General features: G+C 44.5%; 16 protein-coding genes. 8 read left to right on the forward strand and 8 right to left on the reverse strand.

From position 1 onward, the window contains the following. Positions 1-52: 52 nt before the first annotated feature. Positions 53-1,489, forward strand: coding sequence for an amidohydrolase (locus L3V33_RS06980; protein ID WP_237290068.1), 1,437 nt, complete (start codon positions 53-55; stop codon positions 1,487-1,489). Positions 1,490-1,665: 176 nt separating this feature from the next. On the opposite strand, the gene L3V33_RS06985 is transcribed toward L3V33_RS06980, so the two are convergent. From L3V33_RS06985 to uraH, 6 genes are all read right to left on the reverse strand, one after another. Next, positions 1,666-4,062, reverse strand: a complete 2,397-nt coding sequence (locus tag L3V33_RS06985; protein ID WP_237290069.1) for a hypothetical protein — start codon at positions 4,060-4,062, stop codon at positions 1,666-1,668. 151 nt (positions 4,063-4,213) lie between these two features. Then, the gene (locus L3V33_RS06990; protein WP_237290070.1) at positions 4,214-5,452 is read right to left on the reverse strand and encodes an alpha-xenorhabdolysin family binary toxin subunit A; all 1,239 of its coding nucleotides are present in this window, start codon (positions 5,450-5,452) and stop codon (positions 4,214-4,216) included. 761 nt (positions 5,453-6,213) lie between these two features. Next, on the reverse strand, positions 6,214-7,578 hold the full coding sequence (locus tag L3V33_RS06995; protein WP_237290071.1) for an 8-oxoguanine deaminase: 1,365 nt from the start codon (positions 7,576-7,578) through the stop codon (positions 6,214-6,216). Between the two features lie 175 nt (positions 7,579-7,753). Then, positions 7,754-9,205 carry a nucleobase:cation symporter-2 family protein gene (locus L3V33_RS07000; RefSeq protein WP_054546195.1) on the reverse strand — a complete coding sequence of 484 codons (1,452 nt, stop codon included), beginning with the start codon at positions 9,203-9,205 and terminating at the stop codon, positions 7,754-7,756. A 262-nt stretch (positions 9,206-9,467) separates the two neighbouring features. Continuing rightward, on the reverse strand, positions 9,468-10,811 hold the full coding sequence (locus L3V33_RS07005) for an NCS2 family permease (protein WP_017075241.1): 1,344 nt from the start codon (positions 10,809-10,811) through the stop codon (positions 9,468-9,470). Positions 10,812-11,058: 247 nt separating this feature from the next. After that, a complete protein-coding gene (gene uraH, locus L3V33_RS07010) occupies positions 11,059-11,412 on the reverse strand; it encodes a hydroxyisourate hydrolase (RefSeq protein WP_237290072.1) in 354 nt (117 codons plus the stop codon). Between the two features lie 411 nt (positions 11,413-11,823). Here uraH and puuE point away from each other — a divergent pair, with 411 nt between their 5' ends. The 5 genes from puuE (at position 11,824) to L3V33_RS07035 (ending at position 16,380) form a co-directional block, all read left to right on the forward strand. Further along, complete coding sequence (gene puuE, locus L3V33_RS07015) at positions 11,824-12,762, forward strand: allantoinase PuuE (protein ID WP_237290073.1); 939 nt, start codon at positions 11,824-11,826, stop codon at positions 12,760-12,762. Between the two features lie 22 nt (positions 12,763-12,784). After that, complete coding sequence (gene uraD / locus L3V33_RS07020; protein WP_102424562.1) at positions 12,785-13,300, forward strand: 2-oxo-4-hydroxy-4-carboxy-5-ureidoimidazoline decarboxylase; 516 nt, start codon at positions 12,785-12,787, stop codon at positions 13,298-13,300. Between the two features lie 183 nt (positions 13,301-13,483). Continuing rightward, on the forward strand, positions 13,484-14,470 hold the full coding sequence (alc, locus tag L3V33_RS07025; RefSeq protein WP_237290074.1) for an allantoicase: 987 nt from the start codon (positions 13,484-13,486) through the stop codon (positions 14,468-14,470). Between the two features lie 15 nt (positions 14,471-14,485). After that, entirely contained in the window at positions 14,486-15,046 is a 561-nt protein-coding gene (locus L3V33_RS07030; protein ID WP_004732859.1) for an ureidoglycolate lyase, read from the forward strand. Between the two features lie 14 nt (positions 15,047-15,060). After that, the gene (locus tag L3V33_RS07035; protein ID WP_237290075.1) at positions 15,061-16,380 is read left to right on the forward strand and encodes a urate hydroxylase PuuD; all 1,320 of its coding nucleotides are present in this window, start codon (positions 15,061-15,063) and stop codon (positions 16,378-16,380) included. Positions 16,381-16,633: 253 nt separating this feature from the next. On the opposite strand, the gene L3V33_RS07040 is transcribed toward L3V33_RS07035, so the two are convergent. Beyond that, a complete protein-coding gene (locus tag L3V33_RS07040; RefSeq protein WP_048658945.1) occupies positions 16,634-17,080 on the reverse strand; it encodes a TetR/AcrR family transcriptional regulator in 447 nt (148 codons plus the stop codon). A gap of 217 nt (positions 17,081-17,297) precedes the next feature. On the opposite strand from L3V33_RS07040, the gene L3V33_RS07045 reads away from it, so the two are divergent. Continuing rightward, positions 17,298-17,516, forward strand: coding sequence for a hypothetical protein (locus L3V33_RS07045; protein ID WP_132970713.1), 219 nt, complete (start codon positions 17,298-17,300; stop codon positions 17,514-17,516). 89 nt (positions 17,517-17,605) lie between these two features. Here the strand turns inward: L3V33_RS07045 and L3V33_RS07050 are convergent, their stop codons facing one another. Further along, positions 17,606-18,346 (reverse strand): MipA/OmpV family protein, encoded by a 741-nt coding sequence (locus L3V33_RS07050; protein ID WP_237290076.1) that lies wholly within the window; start codon positions 18,344-18,346, stop codon positions 17,606-17,608. 778 nt (positions 18,347-19,124) lie between these two features. On the opposite strand from L3V33_RS07050, the gene L3V33_RS07055 reads away from it, so the two are divergent. Next, positions 19,125-20,342 (forward strand): DUF3644 domain-containing protein, encoded by a 1,218-nt coding sequence (locus tag L3V33_RS07055; protein ID WP_017075230.1) that lies wholly within the window; start codon positions 19,125-19,127, stop codon positions 20,340-20,342. Positions 20,343-20,360 lie beyond the last annotated feature (18 nt).

A 20,360-nucleotide genomic window follows, 5' to 3' on the forward strand; every position in this document is an offset into this window, starting at 1 on the left:
CTTAAAGATGAAGCCGCTAACGGTATTACACGCACAACATTAAGGTTTAGCAATGACGCTCAAAAGCTTGGCATGCACCATCAGCACAGTTCTACTGGCAGGCTGTGGTTCGACGGTCGCGACGCAAACATACAACGCCGATCTGATCATCACCAATGGACAGGTTCTCACGATCAATTCAAAAATGGATGTGATTGAAGATGGCGTTGTAGTGGTGAAAAACGACCAGATCATCGCAGTCGGTAACGAGGATTTAATGACTCAATATCGCGCAGAAAAAGTGATTGATGCTCAAGATGGAATCGTCATGCCGGGCATGGTCAATGCTCACAACCATTTACCTATGATCGCGTTTCGTGGCCTAGGGGAAGAGGGCATCTCGAATCGTCTGTTTGCTTACTTCTTCCCTCTAGAAGCCGAAAAGTTAAGCCGTGAACTGATTTACAACGCGACTAAGCTAGGCAGCATCGAACTGGCACAAAGCGGCGTGACCACTTATGCCGATATGTATTACCACATGGATGAGATGGCGAAGGCGACCAAAGAAGTTGGCTTGCGCGCCGTGTTGGGCGAAACCGTGATTAAGTTCCCGGTGGTCGATGCCAAAGAACCTTACGGTGGGATTGAGTATGCCAAAGGCTTTATCGAGCAGTACAAAAACGATGAGCTAATCACGCCGGCGTATGCGCCACATGCGGTGTACACCGTGAGTAAAGATAAGCTTCAAGAAATTAATAAGCTATCGGCTCAATACGATGTGCCAGTGCTGATTCACGTTGCTGAATTTCCGAATGAAGAAAAGCGTATCAAAGATGAAACTGAAGCCACGTCACCAGTCGAATACATGGATGAAATCGGTGTGCTCGATGAGCGTGTAGTGATTGCTCACGGTATCCACCTTTCAGAGAACGACCAAAAGCTATTGAAACAGGCTGATGCGGGTATCTCATACAATCCAATGGCGAACGCCAAAGGTGCGACAGGAATAGCTCCTGCGTGGGAAATGTACCGAGCTGATATGCGTATTGGTTTGGGAACCGATGGCCCCATGAGCTCAAACCAAGTTGATATCATGCGTACCCTAAGTTACGCAGCAAACATGCAACGATTGAAGCATTCCGATCGCACCATCATGATCCCTGAGCAAGTGATTGATATGGCGACATTAGGCGGTGCGAAAGCTTTGCACATGGAAGATCAAATCGGTTCTCTTGAAGTCGGAAAGAAAGCAGATATCGTGATTGTAGAGACACAATCAGCGAACATGATGCCAAATTACGACCCATACGCGACTTTGGTTTACCAAGCGAACCCAAGCAATATCGACACCACTATCGTTAACGGTCAAATCGTAATGGAAAACCGCGTGATGCAGACGGTTCAACTGGATGAAATCCGCCAAAGTGTCGATGAGTTTGAAACTGATATCAAAGCGTTTGCCAAAGAGCTTTCTAAGAAGGCGATTAAGTCTAAGAGTTTGATGGACTAAGACGTAAACTTGATTCTAAAATCGAATAGAGTGAATGAATAAGTAAGGCCGACATCATGTCGGCCTTTTTGTTACGAACTCTCTCCAGAACCTTACTCCTTGAACCTCGGTTCTTTGGATGAAATCGACGCTTGGTTAATTAAAGCAAGGCTTCGGCTAACTAAAGTAGTACTTAGCTAATTAGAGCAACTGTTGCCGTTAGGAATACCGCTACCTAAGAACTCGACGCGAATTTGTTCGACATCTTTTAGGTACTGGTTGTTCGTTTGTTCGGTTTTATCAAAGTTGTTGAGCGTGACATTCCATGATGAAAACGGAGTGGGTTGGAAGTAGGCGTATTCGAATTTATTCGCCACGGCACCATCGGTGATGATGCTAACATCGTTGGTGGTTGGATCATCTAGGCGGTAATAGAACGCGCGTGAAACAGGGTTAGAACTGAACTGATAGTCCTTGTTCTCATATCGGTCTAAATAATTACCCGAACTGGAAACTCGTAAGTTGAGTTGCTTGCCATAAGGTAAGTTTTCCCCTTCTAAGAACACTCGTACCGTGGAAAGTCTAACGCGGTCAAACGAACACAATTGGACTTGTTCTAATGGAATAGTGAAGTTTAGTTGTCCGGTTGTTGCAAAGCTCTCTAGTTGCTCGGGGCTAGAAATGGTGTAGTTGTCGATGGTGAAATCTTGTGGTGCTGGTTGGAAAGAAGACAGAGCATTTACATACTCACTTTCGACAGTAGCCAAATCAAATTGGTAGTCCAAGTAGCTTTTATTCAGAGAAGGCGTAACTTCGCTTGGCTTCAATGCCCAATATTCGTACGCCTGAACATAGTTAGACAAAGCAACGAACATCGGACGTTTGAAGTGCATCAATACTCGTGATAGTTCACGTTCAATCGAATCGAAGCTGTCGGTGTCTACTTGATAACCCTCGATCCCATCGTTCAATCTTTGTTGTTGATTGATAGTCACGTTATTGGTGAGTAAGAGGTCTACCAACTTCGCTTGCTCGTGAGCAAAGTTAAGCTGCGTGATGTTAATTGCCTTACCCAGAAGAACCTGCTTTTCGAGTTCGAGTAGGTATTGTCTTGCTCCTTTGATACCTAAGCTATCGGCATATCTTAAGTTGCTGCGGATCTCGGTGATCATCAGATCCCACGCCAGATTGCTTTCATTGATGGTTGGGATGTTGAAGTTAAAGCCATCCATCGCTTCAGATACCTTCTGGAGCTTGATGGTTGATTTAATATCCGCGGTTAACTGAGAAATGCCAGAAATCGTTTTGGTCACGCTATCAATAATGCCTGTGACGGACTTGATATTGGTGACGAGGTTTTTCGCTTTTTCTAATGCTTCAGGTGTTTTAGCCAATTGCTCGGTTAGGTCATTCACACCAGAAAGGTTGCCTGTGAATACCCCACTCACGGCACTTCCAATTTCGGCTATTGCTTTGAATATAGCTAGAGCCGCATTGAGTTGTTGTTGGGTTTTCCAATTCTCGACACCAACTAAATAAGTGGTTCTTGAACTGAGAGTGACCAGTTCTTGTGCTTTATATTGGCTATCGACCTCGGTCAGGCTATCGCCTATCTTGTCTATGTTGGATTGGGTTTGTGTGATGATCGAACTCTGAGCGCGTAGAACGTCTTCGATGTTAGCGAGTGCTAACTTGGCGGCTTCAATCTTGTCTTCAATGACCGTGTTTCTATCTTGAATAATGTCCCATTGAGTTTGATACGCGATCATAGCGTTCAAATAGGCTTCGTATTTATCTTGATATAACACCTTGTCGAGATAAGGAACGTAATTGCTCTCTTTGGTGCTGAAGCTAATGAATTGCTTGAACGCGACCGTTTGTAGGTAAAGGTCGGAAAGAATCGGATCGTCTTCAACCACTGAACCTGAGTAACGCAGGCTCTGTTCAATCCAGTTGATGAGGTCGAGGCTAAGCTTTGGGTTGGTATCGTATAAGCTGGCTGCCATATCAAACGAGCGATTAACAATGTCTGTAAAAGGTTCAGTAGCCAGTTTCATTTGCCCAGTAATGTTCGAGTCAATGGTCGTTCTTCGGTAGTGTTCTCCTGCCAATACCACGGACTCGCCATCACCAGTTTTTCCTGTTAGGGCGTCTCGTGTAATGCTGCCATCGCTTTGGAAAGCGAGCACATTAATGGGTGTTTCTATTTCGCCGGCAATCACAGAAATTGAGGCTGCAGAGCCTTGCTGTCCGAGCACAAACGTCGGCGTGCCTTGGCCAACGATTTTTCGCGCAAAAATAAGGATGTTTTGGTTGTTTACAAGCAAGTTGAAATTCTCTGGAATTTCAATGGTATCTGCAAAAACGACGATTTTTGAGGGTTGAGTGACGTAAAGGTTTTGTTCTGCTATCCAATCACTGAGGTTGATGTGTAAATCGGATGTGGAACGAGATAGAACGCCGACATCGGAATAGGCCGATTGAACCCAAGTTGGGTATTCGGTTGAATTGGGTAAATTGTTCAGTTCAAGCCAATCGCTAGAAAAAGCCTGTGGAGAGAATGAAAGAGAAATAATAATAGGTAGAAGTCTCATATTGATGTCCTGTCGAAATTAGTATTTGCCAAATTTTGGGTAGCAGAAGCCAGCACCTTAATTTTGATAAGGTGTGGCTTTCTGTTAGGGATATATTTTTGGCTATTGCGTTATATTTTTTGTGTTTTTATATGATCGAGAGGTCTATGGACTATTCCATTTCTTGGATATATGCATTGTTTGCGAACGCTTTTGCTTTCTCACTAATATTACTCCAGTTACTTTCTGCAACCGTTGTATTGGCAAGAGCGCCTATTGCGCCTAGCATTGCGTCGTCTTTCATGATGTCTGCATTATTCTGGGCTTGTTCTAAGGCAACGAGCAGTGAAGTAAAGTCGGCATTCATTTTCTGCCAATTTAGTTTCAGCTTATTAATATGTGGAATCGCATTTTCTATTTGTTGAGAAATCATATCGATACTCTCTGAAGAGCGATGATAAGAGTTATATATTTTCTGTGTGTAAGTTAACTGTTCTTGAAGCTCTTTTACTTCGTTTTGTAATTCGTTACGAAGCTTACGCGCTTTTTCTGCTTTATCGCCGTATACACCCATGATTGGTCCTGCAACCAGAGGGAACCATGCATAAGTTACTGCGGTAGAGGCGACCGTAACATAGTGAGTGTAGTCTTTGTTGAGTTGAGTGATACGTGCATTGATGTCATTCACTCGTTGTTGAAGCGCGCTGCCATCATCGCTTAGGTAACCGTTGTGAGTGCCTTCTAATACATCTAACTGCAATTTTTGTGTATCTAATGTAGCTGAAAATTCCAATAGGTTACCGCCAACGTCAGACACTTCTTGTTGGTATCTCATGGAAAAACTCTGCAGGCTTTTCAGGTAAGCGATCGCCACCTTTCTATTGCGTTCTACCGCTTCGATATCTTCCGGGAGCGGCGAGAATGCTTTGGCCAGCATTTCATTCAAAGCATCGCTAAGTGGGTTAAGCATGTAGTCTTTAATTTGGACGTAATTGGCCAAGCTTAATGAAAGACCAACGATGCTTGGATAAAGATCTTTTTTCCAATAAAAGGCGGTATCGTGAATATTTGAGTATTGCTGAACCAGTGCTTGGAAATTAGAGAAAGGAATGTCGTTAGGAATACTTAAAGTAGATTTCATACTGGCTTCTGTCACCGGCAGCGCTAAAGCGCCTTCGACATACGCTTGGATTTGATACCACTCTTGTTGCTTAAGAATAAAATTGTAGGTCTCTAGATCGATAAAGACCCCATTTTCACCGATGATCGTGTCGTAGGTGACTTGAGGTATGTTTTGTTCAGCTGACGCTTGGTTGATTTGAACTGGAGCTGCTTGAGAAGTGAGTGCAAAAGAGGAAAGTAGCCCAATCGAAATCGAAGATAATACGAGTTTTTTTGTGATTTTTTTCATTATTTAGCCCTGTTAGATTTGTTATTAGCTTTTTGCAAAGTCAATAATCCTCTACCATTTAGATGGTATTTTTAAATATTTATGAAGGGTTATTGAATATTTTAATATTGTTATTTTTGTGATTATTTTTTGTTCTTTAAAACTAACCTCTTTAATGTGTTTTTTGTTTTTATAAGATTTGGCCAATCTATAGCAGATTTATAATGAAAAGTTCCATTTAGGTCACACATTTGGATTCATATTGATCGTTTGTTGATCTATTGAATTTAATGATATTTGAATCATTAGTTTTGGTTCTTTTGTCAGGCTAGGTATGGAAAGGTCTCGAGAGGTTTTCATTCTATTCATAAAGGTGGTAAGTGATAAAAATATAATTATCGCCATTATTCGTATTATTACTAAATCTGTTGATTAATTTGATGAATATATAAATAGAACGAACGTTTTAAATTTGATCTGTGCCAAATAATGTACGGGTGATTTGATATTTACCGAAGGGGTTATGAGTGATTTTTTATTAGTGAATGTTTTATTAGTCAATCTTATATTAGATAGAGTTAAATTAGGTTTTCTTTAATTATTGGCGGTTTATGTTTTTGGTATATTGAGTCGAAATTAATTAGGAAATAGACTGAGAGGCATCAGGTTTACATTTTTTGGGATGATTTGGGATGTTTTCGAATCATTGTGGACGTTTATGGAGGTTTGCCCATCAAAGCCACTCGCTTTGGCTTGCAGTGTTTGATGGGCAAGTGTTTCAACTAATGGTTATTCATCGCTAACTTACCAAGTTTCATCGCAGCGGCGTGGTGACGGTGCATCAGTTGCTCCATGTCTACGCCAATAACGGCACCATCATTAACTCGCCATTTTCCGGCTACCATCACTTTATCCGCTTGTTGAGCACCACAAAGTAGTAATGCAGCCAGTGGATCGTGGCTACCAGAGAAACGAATATCATCGAGTTTGAACATTGCGATGTCGGCTTGTTTGCCAACCTCTAGCGTTCCAATGTCGGTTCTGCCCATTGCGCGTGCTGAGCCTGACGTTGCCCAGCGCAGTGCATCGAGGTGTGAAACATTGGCAGAACCATATTGCAGGCGTTGTAGATACATTGCCATGCGCACTTCGGCAATCATATTTGAACCGTCGTTTGAGGCGGAACCATCCACACCCAGTCCGACTTTTACGCCTGCTGCTTCAAGGTCGTTGTTCTTACAAATACCGGAAGCCAACATCATGTTGGACGTTGGGCAGTGGCTAATGCCAATGCCTGCTTTACCCAAACGTTTGATCTCTTCTGGATTGAAGTGAATACCATGAGCAAGCCAAGTGCGTTCGTTCAGCCAACCCACATCTTCGAGATAATCGACAGGGCGCAAGCCAAACTTCTCAATACAGAAGTCTTCTTCATCCAAGGTTTCGCAAAGGTGCGTGTGCATCATTACGTTTTCACGCTCACTGATCTTGGCTGTCTCTTTCATTAGATCGGTGGTGACTGAAAACGGCGAACAAGGCGCGAGTGCGATTTGAATCATCGCCCCTTCATCACGCTGGTGGTAATCGCGGATTAAGCGTTCACTGTCATCAATGATGGTCTGTTCGGTTTGAATGGTGTGTCGTGGAGGTAGTCCACCTTCATCTTCTCCAAGGCTCATGGAGCCGCGAGTGAATATCGCTCTTACACCTAGTTTCTCTGCGGCCTCGACTTGTAAATCGATGGCGTGCTCTAGCCCGTTAGGTATCAAGTAATGATGGTCTGACGCTGTCGTACAACCTGACATCATTAGCTCAACCAGCGCCAGTTCAGTGGCAAGGCTCATCATCTCAGCATCGAGGTTAGCCCAAACAGGGTAGAGGCTTTGTAGCCAATGGAAGAGTTCTTTATTCAGTGCGCCGGGGTAGGCTCGCGTTAGGGTTTGATAGAAGTGGTGGTGCGCATTGATAAGCCCAGGAGTCACAACATGACGAGAGGCGTCGACGCTGTAATCTACGGGTAAGGTTGGCTCTTTGTGTTTGCCAACCAGCTCAATGATTGTATTACCTTTAATGACAATACCACCTTCTGCATCAGCCAGTGAGCCAGTGTAGATTGCGAGAGGATTCTTAATCCAGATGGTTTCCATTCATAGTAGTCCTTAGCCATCTCAGCCTTTTCAGGGAAGAGGGTCTTTATTGGTATTTGCTGTTGAAAGATAAATTCGAATCAGGGGCGCTAAAACGTTCAACGCTCTAATCATTCCCTGATTCTGTGAAAATCGGTTTTACGCTAGTCAGTGAACCAGTTAATTAGGGAATCAGCTAGTTCGCTTTGGGCTCAGGATTTTCTGATGCCGCTTGAACATCTGTTTCTGTACTTGCTTGTTGAATCTCTAATTGCTCGTCTGAGTGTCGTTCTTCTTCCGCTTGTTCTTTCATTTCTAGCTCAACTTGCGCTTGGCTCTCGGCCAACGCTTCTTGCTCTTCTGCTCGTGAAGATTTCGGCAACACAAGGTTTAGCAGAACCGTCATGATGGTGCCTGTTGTAATGCCAGAGTGAAGAAAGTTCGCTAGATCATGCGGCAAGTGTTGCAGCAACCTTGGTTCGAAAGTGACGGCCAAGCCAGACGCCAAACCGACACAGATTACCAAGGCATTTCGTTTGGTGTCTGCGGCTTTTATCAGCATGCGGATGCCCGCGTAGGCAATCATACCGAACATCACGAAACCTACACCACCTAGAACAGGTTTCGGAATCGTGACGGCAATTGCGGCTAATTTCGGGAATAAACCACCTAAAATTAGCAAACCACCGGTTGCAGCCACTACATAGCGACTTGCTACCCCTGTGATACCTACAATGCCGACGTTTTGGCTGAATGACGCCAATGGCATTGCAGTTAAAATGGAAGACAAGGTACTACCAAGTCCATCGCCTAATAGACCACGTTTTAAGTCTTTACCGCTGACTTGGGTTTGGCAGTTGTTGCCTAGTGCCATGAAGTCACCTGTTGCTTCGGCGATAACCACGATGTACACCAAACTCATACTGATGATGGCACTCGCAGAAAAGGTAAAGCCGTACTTGAAAGGTTCAGGACCACCGACCCAAGCCGCAGAGCTGATTTGCTCAAGGTCGACCATACCGAGCGATAGCGCCACAATGTAGCCGCCCGCCAAACCAATCACGATGGCCGAAGCGGCAACCGCGCCTTTACAGTAAACCGATACACCAACCACAATCCCCAAAGAGACCAGAGCTAGAAACAGTTTTGGTAGCGTAGCGAATTGTTCCGTATTGGCTGGGGAGTCTCCGACCCAATTCATGGCAACCGGTAAAATGGTTAAGCCGATTAGGGTAACCACCACACCACTTACCACGGTTGGAAAAAGCTTTCTAACCTTGTCCATGTAGAAGCTGGCACCAATCACGACAAACGAGCCGATCAACGCCGAGCCCATAATCGCGGCGACACCGCCTTCGTTGCCGATTGAAATGGCGACGCCCAAAAAGGCAAAGCTTGAGCCCATCACAACGGGCAGTCGAATGCCTACAGGGCCGAAACCAAGGCATTGAGCGACGGTCACAATACCTGACGCCAGCAGCGCAGCATTGATCAGCGAAACGATCTCGGTGTTAGGCAAGCCAATTGACGCGCCGACAATAAGGGGAACAGCAACGATGCCACCAATCGAAGCGAGCATGTGCTGTAATGCGAGTAGGAAGGTTAAGCCGTGAGGCGGTCTTTCATTTAGGGTGTACAGAAGTTTCATTTGATATTCCTCTGCCTGCGTTTCCGTTTACAGGCGATTGGCGGTCAAATAATGACTTCTACAAACTGCGTAGGGTCATAAAAAAGGTGCACTAACCGAGCGGAATGCGTCTGCACTCCGCTGATTAGCACTATTAGCTTTTTCTTAAAAATGTTGTTCTAGCATGTGTCTTGATAGCTTGGCTTGTGAACAAACCAAGCACTCATTCTTGAGCCATCTCTAAATGACCATATGTCTAAGCGACGGCTCAAGAACGATTTGATTAACCGATGAACACGAGCTTCGCGACAAAAATCGCGGCTAGGAAGTACATCGAAATTGATACGTCTTTTGTTTTACCTGTCGCCAGTTTCAATACCGTGTAGGTAATGAAACCCAGTGCTATACCATTTGCGATAGAGAATGTCAGTGGCATCATCAGGGCGGTAATAGCTGCAGGCGCACCGTTGGTGAAGTCTTTCCAATCAACGTGTTGCATGCTGCTCATCATTACGAACGCTACGTAAATCAGCGCGCCAGAGGTTGCGTAAGCGGGGATCATACCTGCAAGTGGCGATAGAAAAATCGCCGCTAAGAACAACACGCCAACCACAATCGCAGATAAGCCAGTTCGCGCACCTGCTGCAACGCCTGCGGCACTTTCTACGTAACTGGTGACTGGCGGACAACCCACACACGCACCTGCCACGCTTGAGATACTGTCGGCTTTCAGCGCTTTGCTCAGACCTTCGATCTTGCCTGTCTCAGGGTTCGTCAGATTTGCACGCTCAGCCACGCCCATCAAAGTACCTGCGGTATCGAACATGTTGACGAAAAGGAAAGCCAAGATAACGCTGATCATCGAAACATCAAGCGCACCCATAATGTCCATTTTTAGGAACGTAGGCGCTAAACTTGGTGGCGCTGCGAAGAAGCCGTTGTAATGCACTAAGCCAAGCATCATGCCGACCAGAGTCACACTCAAAATTCCGATTAACACGGCACCAAATATTTTACGCTCACTGAGTACCGCGATGATCAAGAAGGCGATAGCGGCCAGTAGAGCTTCAGGTTTAGTAAAATCCCCTAAAGAAACCAAAGTCGCTGGGTTTTCGACGACGATGCCCGCTGTTTTAAGGCCAATTAGACCTAAAAATAGGCCAACGCCCGCTGTCATGGCATAACGCAGACTCACCGGGATACTTTCGATTATCCATTGACGAACCTTGTAGAAACTCATCCCGACAAACAAGATGCCGGAGATAAACACTGCACCCAACGCCACTTCCCAGGTGTAGCCCATTTCGCTTACTACCGTGAATGAGAAGAAGGCATTCAAGCCCATGCCCGGTGCAAGGCCGACAGGCCAGTTCGCAAATAGCCCCATTAACAAACAACCGATCGCAGCACCAATACAAGTCGCGACAAATACCGCTCCTGCATCCATGCCTGACGCAGCCATAATTTGTGGGTTAACGAAGATAATGTAAGCCATAGTGGCGAAGGTAGTCACACCCCCCATTAATTCATCTTTCACGCTGCTTCCGTGGGCCTTAATTTTAAAGAGTTTCTCTAAAATTCCGTTATTCGCGTCTTGGTTGAGTATTTCTGTTTTACTCTCACTCATGTCAGCAAGTCCTTTTATGTTGTGATCCATTTATTGAATACAGCGAGATTTCAATATTAAGTTTTAAGGTTTTTTCCTAGCCGTTATTTCTTTAGTTATCTGTTGTTTAGTCATCAACTCTCTAACTAATAACGTTGTTAGTATTTTTATATGAGCGTGTTTAGTGAGCGCGCATCATTTTAGATGCACGCACGAATCTGTTTATTATTCGATGGTTGAGCCTAGTTCTAAGTGCTAGGACACGGGACTAACTGCCCCGATAGGTTGAGAAACTGTAAGGCGAGACGAGAAGAGGAACGTGATAATGCGCGTCTGGATCATCTAAGCCGAAACGAATGACCACATCATCTAGGAAAGGCACGCCATCCAATTCCACATCTTTGCTTTTGTAATAATCCGCAACGTAGAACACCAATTGATATTTCCCTGGTCGGAAATCATTCCCTGCCAGAATCGGCGCATCGGTTCGGCCATCGGAGTTGGTGATCACCGTCGCCAGCTTTTCTGTTGAGTCTTCATTGACCTTATAAAGCTCTACTTTGATCTCTGTGCCCGGTAAGCCGTGCGTGGTGTCTAATACGTGTGTTGTTAATCTTCCCATAGTCCTTTAATAGCGCTTTTGGCGCTCCTCTGTTCCGTGGTTTATCTGTCTGTTTCGACCTTGCAAAGAATGCAACTGGTCACTTTGTTATCACTAACTATGTACGAACTGTACACAATTAGTAAAGCGAATTGTTGGGAAAATGTTAACCATTGTATCGTTTTTTCTGAATTTATAGATTTTTATTATCGTTTTTTGGTGAGTGTTGTATTGGTTAAGTTATTGTTTTTAATTGGCAATAGTGCGTAAATTTAACTTGAATAACAAAATCTTTACATTGAGATAAATAATTGTATACAATAAATGTACAGGGGTAAGGTTGCTCTGTTTATCGAGAATCCATTTGGTTGAATCATTTGGTGACTCACTTGAAGAGCGGCTAAGCCAACCACTTATGTTAGGAGTACTTGGATGAATAAGGATTATTCAAGAAATTTGATCGGTTACGGAGCTAACCCTCCAAACCCTCAATGGCCAGGTAATGCGCGCGTCGCGGTTTCTTTTGTATTGAACTATGAAGAGGGCGGTGAGCGTTGTTTGTTACATGGAGACGACGAGTCTGAAGCTTTTCTTTCAGAGATCCCGTCCGCACAGCCGATCAAAGGCGAACGTCACATGAGCATGGAATCCATTTATGAATATGGTAGCCGTGCGGGTGTATGGCGTGTTCTTCGCTTGTTCGATGAATATGAAATCCCATTGACCGTCTTTGCGGTTGCTATGGCGATTGAGCGTCACCCAGACGTTGCCAAAGCCATGGTCGAAGCCGGGCACGAAATCTGTAGTCACGGTTATCGCTGGATAGACTATCAATACATTGATGAGTCTGAAGAGCGCGACCACATGACCAAGGCGATTGAGATCATCCAGCAAGTGACAGGTCAACGCCCACAAGGTTGGTACACAGGTCGAACCGGTCCAAATACGCGTCGCTTGGTTGCAGAAGAGGGCGGTTTTCTTTATGACTCGGATGCCTACGATGATGACCTACCTTATTGGCACACCGAGACCGGTCATCCGCAACTGGTGATCCCATACACTCTCGATGTGAACGACATGCGTTTTTCAACCGCGCAAGGCTTCAACTCGGGTGAGCAGTTCTTCCAGTATCTGAAAGACACGTTTGACACCCTTTATATGGAAGGTGAAACCGTACCGAAAATGATGTCGGTTGGGCTTCACTGTCGTTTGATTGGTCGCCCCGGTCGTATTGCTGCATTGAGACGTTTCTTAGATTACGTAAAACAGCACGACAGCGTGTGGTTGTGTCGTCGAATCGATATTGCTAACCACTGGCACCAACATCATCCATATCAACCAAATAACGCTATTCATCAACCGCAAAAGTAGCAGTGAAGCAAGGAGGCTTAACGTGACTGAATTTCGATCATGCCAACCAACAACCATGGACCGCGATACCTTTGTCGCTCATTTTGCTGATGTCTACGAACACAGCCCGTGGGTTGCAGAACTGGTGTATGACCAAGGTTTGAATGCCGAAGACGACCATATCGAGAATCTTCATCTGAAAATGGCATCGACCTTGTTAAGTGCAGACCAAGGCAAACAGTTGGCTTTGATCAACGCTCACCCGGATTTAGCCGGTCGAGCAGCAGTAAACGGCGAACTTACCGAGTCGTCGACCAAAGAACAAGCGGGGGCGGGCATTGACCAGTGCAACGCCGAAGAATTTGAAAAATTCACTTCTTACAACAACAGCTACAAAAGTCGCTTCAATTTCCCTTTTATCATGGCGGTGAAGGGAGCCAATCGTTACCAAATTCTTGAGTCGTTCGAGATGCGATTAGGAAATGATAGTGAAACTGAGTTTGCTACGGCGATTCAAGAGATCAACAAGATCGCGATGTTTCGTCTCTGGGATATGTAAGTTAACGGAGTTAACAGCTATCTCAGCCCAGTCTTAGTGAGCCAAGAGCTTTGTTTATTAGAGCGCTGCTTATTAGAGCTTGATTTATCGAAGGCTTGTTTATCAAAGCCTTATTGAATAAAGCATAAGCCACTAAGTTCTCATTTTATTATTACTTGATTAATTGGATAGGATTATACGGACATGACCCAAACATTTGAACAATTCATAAACCTTGCAGACGAAAAACTCGGCGCAGAAGCTATCTTCGCAACCGACGATTTTTTCGCGGATAAAAGCCGTCTACTCAGCCACGCAGCGCCAGAGTGGAAAGACGATTTATACGACGATAACGGCAAGTGGATGGACGGCTGGGAAAGCAGACGTAAACGTGGTGAAGGTTACGACTACTGTGTCGTTCGCCTTGGCCTAGCTGGCACTATTGCTGGTGTTGATATTGATACCTCATTCTTCACAGGTAACTTCCCACCTTCGGCATCAATTGACGCGTGTTATTCACCACAAGGTGAGCCAACTGACTCAACAGAGTGGCAAGAAATTCTGCCTTCAATGGCACTACAAGGTGATCATCATCATCTTGAAGCGATTGAAAGTGACCAAGTATTTACGCACCTACGTTTGAACATCTATCCAGACGGCGGTGTAGCGCGCCTACGTGTTTATGGCCGACCAAGTGTGGATTGGGAAGCAATTGATTCTCAGCAACAAGTCGACCTAGCATCGGTTGAACACGGTGGCCGAGCACTGGCATGTAGCGATGAGCACTACGGCAACAAAGCCAACATCTTAAGTCCAGGCCGCGGTGAAAACATGGGTGACGGTTGGGAAACAGCGCGTCGTCGTACACCGGGTAATGACTGGGTTATCGTGGCACTAGGCCACCCAGGCAACATCGAACGTATCGTAGTGGACACGGCTCACTTCAAAGGTAACTACCCTGACAGCTGCTCAATTCAAGCGGCTTACGTGAAAGGCGGTACCGACGACCAAGTAGAAACACAAAGCCTATTCTGGCGTGAATTGTTGCCTGCACAAAAGCTGCAAGCACACGAGATTCACGAATTCATTTCTGAGGTAAACGACCTTGGTGCAATTACCCACGTACGTGCAAACATATTCCCAGATGGTGGTATCAGCCGTTTGCGTCTGTTTGGTACGAAGGCGAAATAGGTAAGGAAATCAGATATGAGTAATGGAATACGTCGTTTATCCATCGAACCGTTAACCAAGCAGGCTTTTGCAGAGTTTGGCGATGTTATCGAGTCCGATAATAGTGATTTCTTCATGATCAACAGTGGATCAACACGTCGCTACCACAAGCTAGCGACAACGGATGTGCAAGACCAAGACGGAGAAGCGATCATCAGCATCTTCCAAGCCACACCGTTGAGCTACCCACTGACCATCAAAATGTTAGAGCGTCATCCACTTGGCTCTCAGGCATTCATTCCATTACTTGGTCAACCCTATTTAATTGTTGTTGCGCCAAAAGGCGACGATCCAACATTAGCCAATAGCCGAGCTTTCTTGAGCAACGGCCGTCAAGGAGTGAACTATCACAAAGGGGTGTGGCATCACCCAGTTCTCGCGCTTACTGATCAAGACCAGTTCTTGATCGTCGATAGAGGCGGCGAAGGGCACAATTGTGATGAAGTTTATTTCGACAGCGATCGAGTGGCATTACATTTGGACGATCTGCCAACGGACGACAATAAGGAAGAGCAACGCTTAGCTAAAGCGTTGTGATACAGGAGTTTATTATGGATCCGCATATTACAGAGTGGTTGAATTTAGCAATACGCTGGGCTCACATGATTGTTGGTGTTGCGTGGATAGGCGCATCATTTTATTTTGTTTGGTTAGAGAACAACCTTAATCGAGTAAACCCAAAAACGGGCCTTTCAGGCGACTTATGGGCAATTCACGGCGGTGGTATTTATCACCTAGAGAAGTACAAACTTGCGCCCCCAGAGATGCCAGAGCACCTGCACTGGTTCAAATGGGAAGCCTACTTCACGTGGATCACCGGTGTGTGTCTACTGGGCGTGGTTTACTACCTTAACGCGGAGATTTACCTGATTGCACCGGGCTCTGGCCTTGATTCAACAACGGCAATCGCGATTGGTATTGGTTCATTCGTTGCTGGTTGGTTTATCTACGACTTACTGTGTGACTCACCATTAGGTAAAACCCCCGTGTTGCTTGGTGTTGTGCTGTTTGTGTTGCTCGTTGCTGCGACCTATGGCCTAACTCAAGTGTTCAGTGGTCGTGGTGCTTACATCCACGTGGGTGCCATCATTGGTACCATCATGGTGGGTAACGTATTCCGCGTTATCATGCCGGCGCAGCGTAACTTGGTGAAAGCGATTGAAGAGAAGCGCGAACCGGATCCTGCATTGCCAGCGAAAGGTTTATTGCGTTCTCGTCACAACAACTACATGACACTGCCAGTGCTGTTCATCATGATCAGTAACCACTTCCCAAGCACTTATGGCTCGGAATACAACTGGCTGATTCTTGCTGGCTTAGCGATCTTCAGTATCTTGGTGCGTCACTATTTCAACACGCGTCATGGTAGCCAGAAGTTCGCATGGACAGTACCAGTAGCAGCATTGGGTATGATCACGCTGGCGTTTGTGACCTCACCTTATGCGAAAAAGCAGATGACTCCGGTTGTGCAAGCACCTGTGGTTCAAGAAGTGCAAGTAAGTGCGACTGAATCGGCGACAGAAGAGCTTGCTGAAAACGGTACTGCTTCAACTACGGCGAGTTCTCAAATTGCACCAGCAGATCACGCAATGCAAACTGCTAGCGCAGGCGTAAGCTTTGAAACCATCAACAAAGTCATTCAAGAGCGCTGTTCTGTGTGTCATTCATCAACCCCTAGCCACGCCGCTTTTGCTGCTGCGCCAGCCGGTGTGATGTTTGATACCCCAGAAGAGATTAAAGCCAACGTACCAAGAATTGTTGCTCAAACGGTAACAACCAAGGTGATGCCGCTCGGCAACATGACTCAAATGACCGATGCAGAGCGCGCACTCATCGGCACTTGGGTAGAGCAAGGCGCTACGCTTCAATAACCGTACTTTGCAATAGCAGTACTTTGTAATAACAGTACTCAGTATCCTTTACCTAAGAGCATGAGTCTTAGGTGAGGCTTGGGGAGAGTTTGGTTTCGGGCACGCGCCAAACTCATCCCACCCTGTTTCCCCGGTTCCTATAACCGGGGCTTTTTGTTTTTGGACAATCGGCAATAGGAAAGAGAAAACAGGTAACGTGGAGCTGAATATCGGTCGCTTTATTCGTTAAATCTGCGGAATGAAGATAGGCGAATTAAGCGGATTGGCGAGATTGAATATTACAAACCGCATAGCCGATACAGTGATAGATACAGTCGAGCACTTCTTGCTCTTCGCCTTGGATCTTGGATTGCAGCCCTTTGATGCCTTTCTCAGTTGGCATAATAGGACCAAATGCAATAATAGCTGCCACAAAATTCGGTTCACTATCAATGGCTTTCTGCCAAGTCTTCGAAAACGCCGCGGTCGACTCGTAATTTAAGTGCTCATTGATGATCTTTGCAAACAGAGGCTCAAGCTCTTTGGCAATATCGGCTTTTCTGTCGAAGTGAGCATTAATCCCTGACTTAGACACACCTGCTTTTTTAGCAATATAAGCAAAGGTTGCCTTGTCGAAGCCTTCATTTAATGCGATATCAAATGCAGCATCGATGATCTTTTGTCGTGTAATAATCGCTTGTGCAGCGCTTGCTCTTCCCACTCTTGCCTCCGAATGTTGGATGATGGCTGTGTTTTATGTGCCATCGATAATCAGCAGTAACAGGCCGTAGAATAAAGGCACAAAGCTTGCGATACAATCAATCGTTGAGTAACTGACATTAATGGGCTTAAACAGGCCTCATCGAGTTCATGCTATTGAAATTATACATTTAGCATATAGAATAGAGGTTGTTAACCTTTATTTTTAAAAACTCGAAATGATGACCAACCTGATACATTCCCCATTGAGCAGTCACAAACTGAATAGCGCCACTGATTACATCAACACGACGTTTTCAGCGAACAAGGCCGACCTGTCAGCCAAGCTAGATAGCCATAAGCAAATTGTTATCTCATCGTCGAATGGAACGGTATTAAAAAGGATTCAAGGGGAAGATGTGGTTAAGAAAATGAACAAAATAGATCTGTACGTATAGCGGTTTCAACTTACGTTTAAGGTTGTAGAAAGTCCTTTTTCTAAACCAGCTTCGCTTATATTCAGTCTCGTTAACCCCGCTCAAACACATTAGAAAGTGTAACTTATTCCAGCATTTCCAATAACCGATGTTGTACTTTCAAGTATCGGACTTTTCTCGATTTCAGAGTCGAGGTTTTCATATCTAACCCCACCCGTTAAACGTAATCGTTTTGATAAGTGCATGTACCCGGTTAAACCGACAAAGTAACGTCCACTCCAGTTTGGGTTAAATTCTTCAAAGCGAGTATTGGCTGCTTCAGACGCCGAAACACCGTACAAATGCTCATTCAATTTATCGCTATTGAGTGAATATCCTATCGCTGGGATCAAACCAAATGGCCCCATATTGATGTGGTAGCTGTAACGAGTTTCAGCATAAAGGCCATTGTGAACCGAACTGATATCTGTCCCCACACCCGCTCTCAGTTCTCCAACATTCGTCGTCAATACATAAGCGACCCCACCCATGAATGAAGGATCGCGATCATTAAGCTTCTTGATATCGGGATCATTGGATTCCTTCGCGTCTAAGGTGCGAGGATCGTAGGCCGCAAATATAACGAGATTGTTCACGCTGCCTTTTGGAGCCAAGCGATAGCCAGTTTGGACACCTTCAATGAAAAAATGGCCATTATCGTAACTAATTAAAGGGAATGGCGTAACTTCGGTATCGCCTCCTTTGTAAACATTTGGCGAGTAACTGGCGGTAAGTCCCACGCCAATTTCAGCGTTAATTGGTGCCGATAAAGACATGGCTAAAATGAGGGTAGTGAGTGCTACTTTTTTCATGTTTTGCTCTTGTAAGGGGTGACTCTATGTTCAAATTTAGGAACCCAACTTCAATAGAGTTGAGCGGTTATTCTGACTTTTGGCCACGAAGTAGCTTGACGATAAGTCTGACTAAACGTAGACTTTTAAAATAAAGGGTGTCGACCCTTATTTTTGGCGAGTATAACAACAGTTCGTTGGCTTTGGCTAATTAATAATTAGCGATAAAACAAAAATTACGGCCAAATAAAGGGTGTTAACCTTTAATTTATCATTAAATATTAGTGTGTTACTGATGTGTCTGAGTCATCGAGGCTTATTTCTGGAGAGAGTGATGGGAGACGAAGTGGAACCAATTTATGTTTTTCTTGGTATTAGCAGCATCGTGATGGCTGTTCTATGCATTGTCGCTGCATTTCTGGTCTATCGCATGATCAAAGGAGATATTGAGGATAGATGGTGATTCTTTCAGACTAACTCTTTAGCAGCGCTAGGCACTACGTTTCAACGACACATTGCCAGCCCTCAACTAGGACATCAATTTTAGATGAGGTTTAGGGGGAGTTTAGGAGCAGGCATACTTCAGACTCATTTTTCCCCATCTTCCCCCGGCTCCTATCGCCGGGGATTTTTTTTTTTTTGGACAAAGGAAATGCAGAAATATAATTCAGTTGGTGACTCTATATGCATATGTGAATTAAAGTGTTTTAACAACAGCTTGGATATATCAAAAGCTGTGTTGTGATTAGAAATAAACATAAGTCATTGTGAACATGTGCTTTCCGAAGGGAAAATAGAGATGGTTAGAAAAGGTATGCTTCTTCAGTTACTGGATGAACTCCGAACGCTTGAAGAAAATGGATCCGAATTTACTGCAAGAGAAGTTGCTGAATCTGTTGGCTACAGTGTTAACTCGGTGAATAAGTATTTTAATGAAAAATTAAAAGGTAAGTATGTTACTAAAGTAAGTCGCTCACTTTGGAAATGTAGCGGTATCACGCAACTATCAAATGACCAGTTTTTCTTATTGATGTCTCAGAGTCAAAATACTCAAGGAAAGTCACCTGATGAAGTGTTCTCTAATCAGCTCATTAAAAGAAGTCATGATGCTTTTACTTTAGCTTTGGAGGTATATAACCGGCCTACATTAGGTAATCGTGTAGAAGCATTTACGATTATGATGGTGAACGCTTGGGAGCTTATGTTGAAATCGGAATTGGCTAAAAGAGACGGAGCATCAAGCATTTTTAAAGATGGCGACTTTAGTATTAGTATTCGTGAAGCTACGTCTAAACTAATGGACCCCTCTGACAATGTATTTAAGAATTTGGAAACCTTAATAGACTTACGTGATCAGGCTATCCATCTTTTAATTCCAGAGCTACAACCTCAACTATCGCGTTTATTTCAAGCAACGGTTCTTAATTACCAAAAACGGTATAAATTGCTAATGGGTAATAGCCCACTAGCTGGTCAAAGTGTAGGTTTACTTAGTCTCATTGTTGATGGATTTGAGCCTGAAACCGCGGTAATTAAAGAAGCTTATGGAGAGCTTACCGCTTGCCAAGTTAAGAGTTTTTTGACGAAATTTACTGAAATTGCGAAAGAGTGTGATTCTGATGAATTTTCTATATCTATAGATTACAAATTGGCATTGACTAAAAAATCGTCAGAAAGTGATTTGTCGCTCTCCCTGAGTGACAGTGGTGAGAAAGCAATCATCATCCGAGAGACCAAAGGCCCAGATATCACTCATCCGTATCACCAGAAAACGGCCATTGAAGAAATCAACGCAAGACAAGAGTACGTAAATATTACAAGCCACTCCTTTCAGGCGGTTGTTAAGAAAAATAAAACTCAGAACTCCAAATGTTCAAATTACCATTATGAGTTAGATGGGCGACATAGATACTCAGAAGCATTCATTGAATGGTTTGTTAATAATTTACATCAGAAGAATTGGTTGACTGGTGCTTTGAAGAGTTATCGTAATAGGCGTAAGAAAGCGACTGTCTGATGATAATATCTTAGGCTA

Source organism: Vibrio sp. A2-1 (assembly GCF_021728355.1).
Taxonomy (GTDB): Bacteria; Pseudomonadota; Gammaproteobacteria; order Enterobacterales; family Vibrionaceae; genus Vibrio; species Vibrio splendidus_K.

Bases quoted from the DNA above. Each gene is read 5' to 3' on its own strand.
- L3V33_RS06980 (WP_237290068.1), top strand. From the start codon at position 53: ATGACGCTCAAAAGCTTGGCATGCACCATCAGCACAGTTCTACTGGCA.
- L3V33_RS06985 (WP_237290069.1), bottom strand. From the start codon at position 4,062: ATGAGACTTCTACCTATTATTATTTCTCTTTCATTCTCTCCACAGGCT.
- L3V33_RS06990 (WP_237290070.1), bottom strand. From the start codon at position 5,452: ATGAAAAAAATCACAAAAAAACTCGTATTATCTTCGATTTCGATTGGG.
- L3V33_RS06995 (WP_237290071.1), bottom strand. From the start codon at position 7,578: ATGGAAACCATCTGGATTAAGAATCCTCTCGCAATCTACACTGGCTCA.
- L3V33_RS07000 (WP_054546195.1), bottom strand. From the start codon at position 9,205: ATGAAACTTCTGTACACCCTAAATGAAAGACCGCCTCACGGCTTAACC.
- L3V33_RS07005 (WP_017075241.1), bottom strand. From the start codon at position 10,811: ATGAGTGAGAGTAAAACAGAAATACTCAACCAAGACGCGAATAACGGA.
- uraH (WP_237290072.1), bottom strand. From the start codon at position 11,412: ATGGGAAGATTAACAACACACGTATTAGACACCACGCACGGCTTACCG.
- puuE (WP_237290073.1), top strand. From the start codon at position 11,824: ATGAATAAGGATTATTCAAGAAATTTGATCGGTTACGGAGCTAACCCT.
- alc (WP_237290074.1), top strand. From the start codon at position 13,484: ATGACCCAAACATTTGAACAATTCATAAACCTTGCAGACGAAAAACTC.
- L3V33_RS07030 (WP_004732859.1), top strand. From the start codon at position 14,486: ATGAGTAATGGAATACGTCGTTTATCCATCGAACCGTTAACCAAGCAG.
- L3V33_RS07035 (WP_237290075.1), top strand. From the start codon at position 15,061: ATGGATCCGCATATTACAGAGTGGTTGAATTTAGCAATACGCTGGGCT.
- L3V33_RS07045 (WP_132970713.1), top strand. From the start codon at position 17,298: ATGATGACCAACCTGATACATTCCCCATTGAGCAGTCACAAACTGAAT.
- L3V33_RS07050 (WP_237290076.1), bottom strand. From the start codon at position 18,346: ATGAAAAAAGTAGCACTCACTACCCTCATTTTAGCCATGTCTTTATCG.
- L3V33_RS07055 (WP_017075230.1), top strand. From the start codon at position 19,125: ATGGTTAGAAAAGGTATGCTTCTTCAGTTACTGGATGAACTCCGAACG.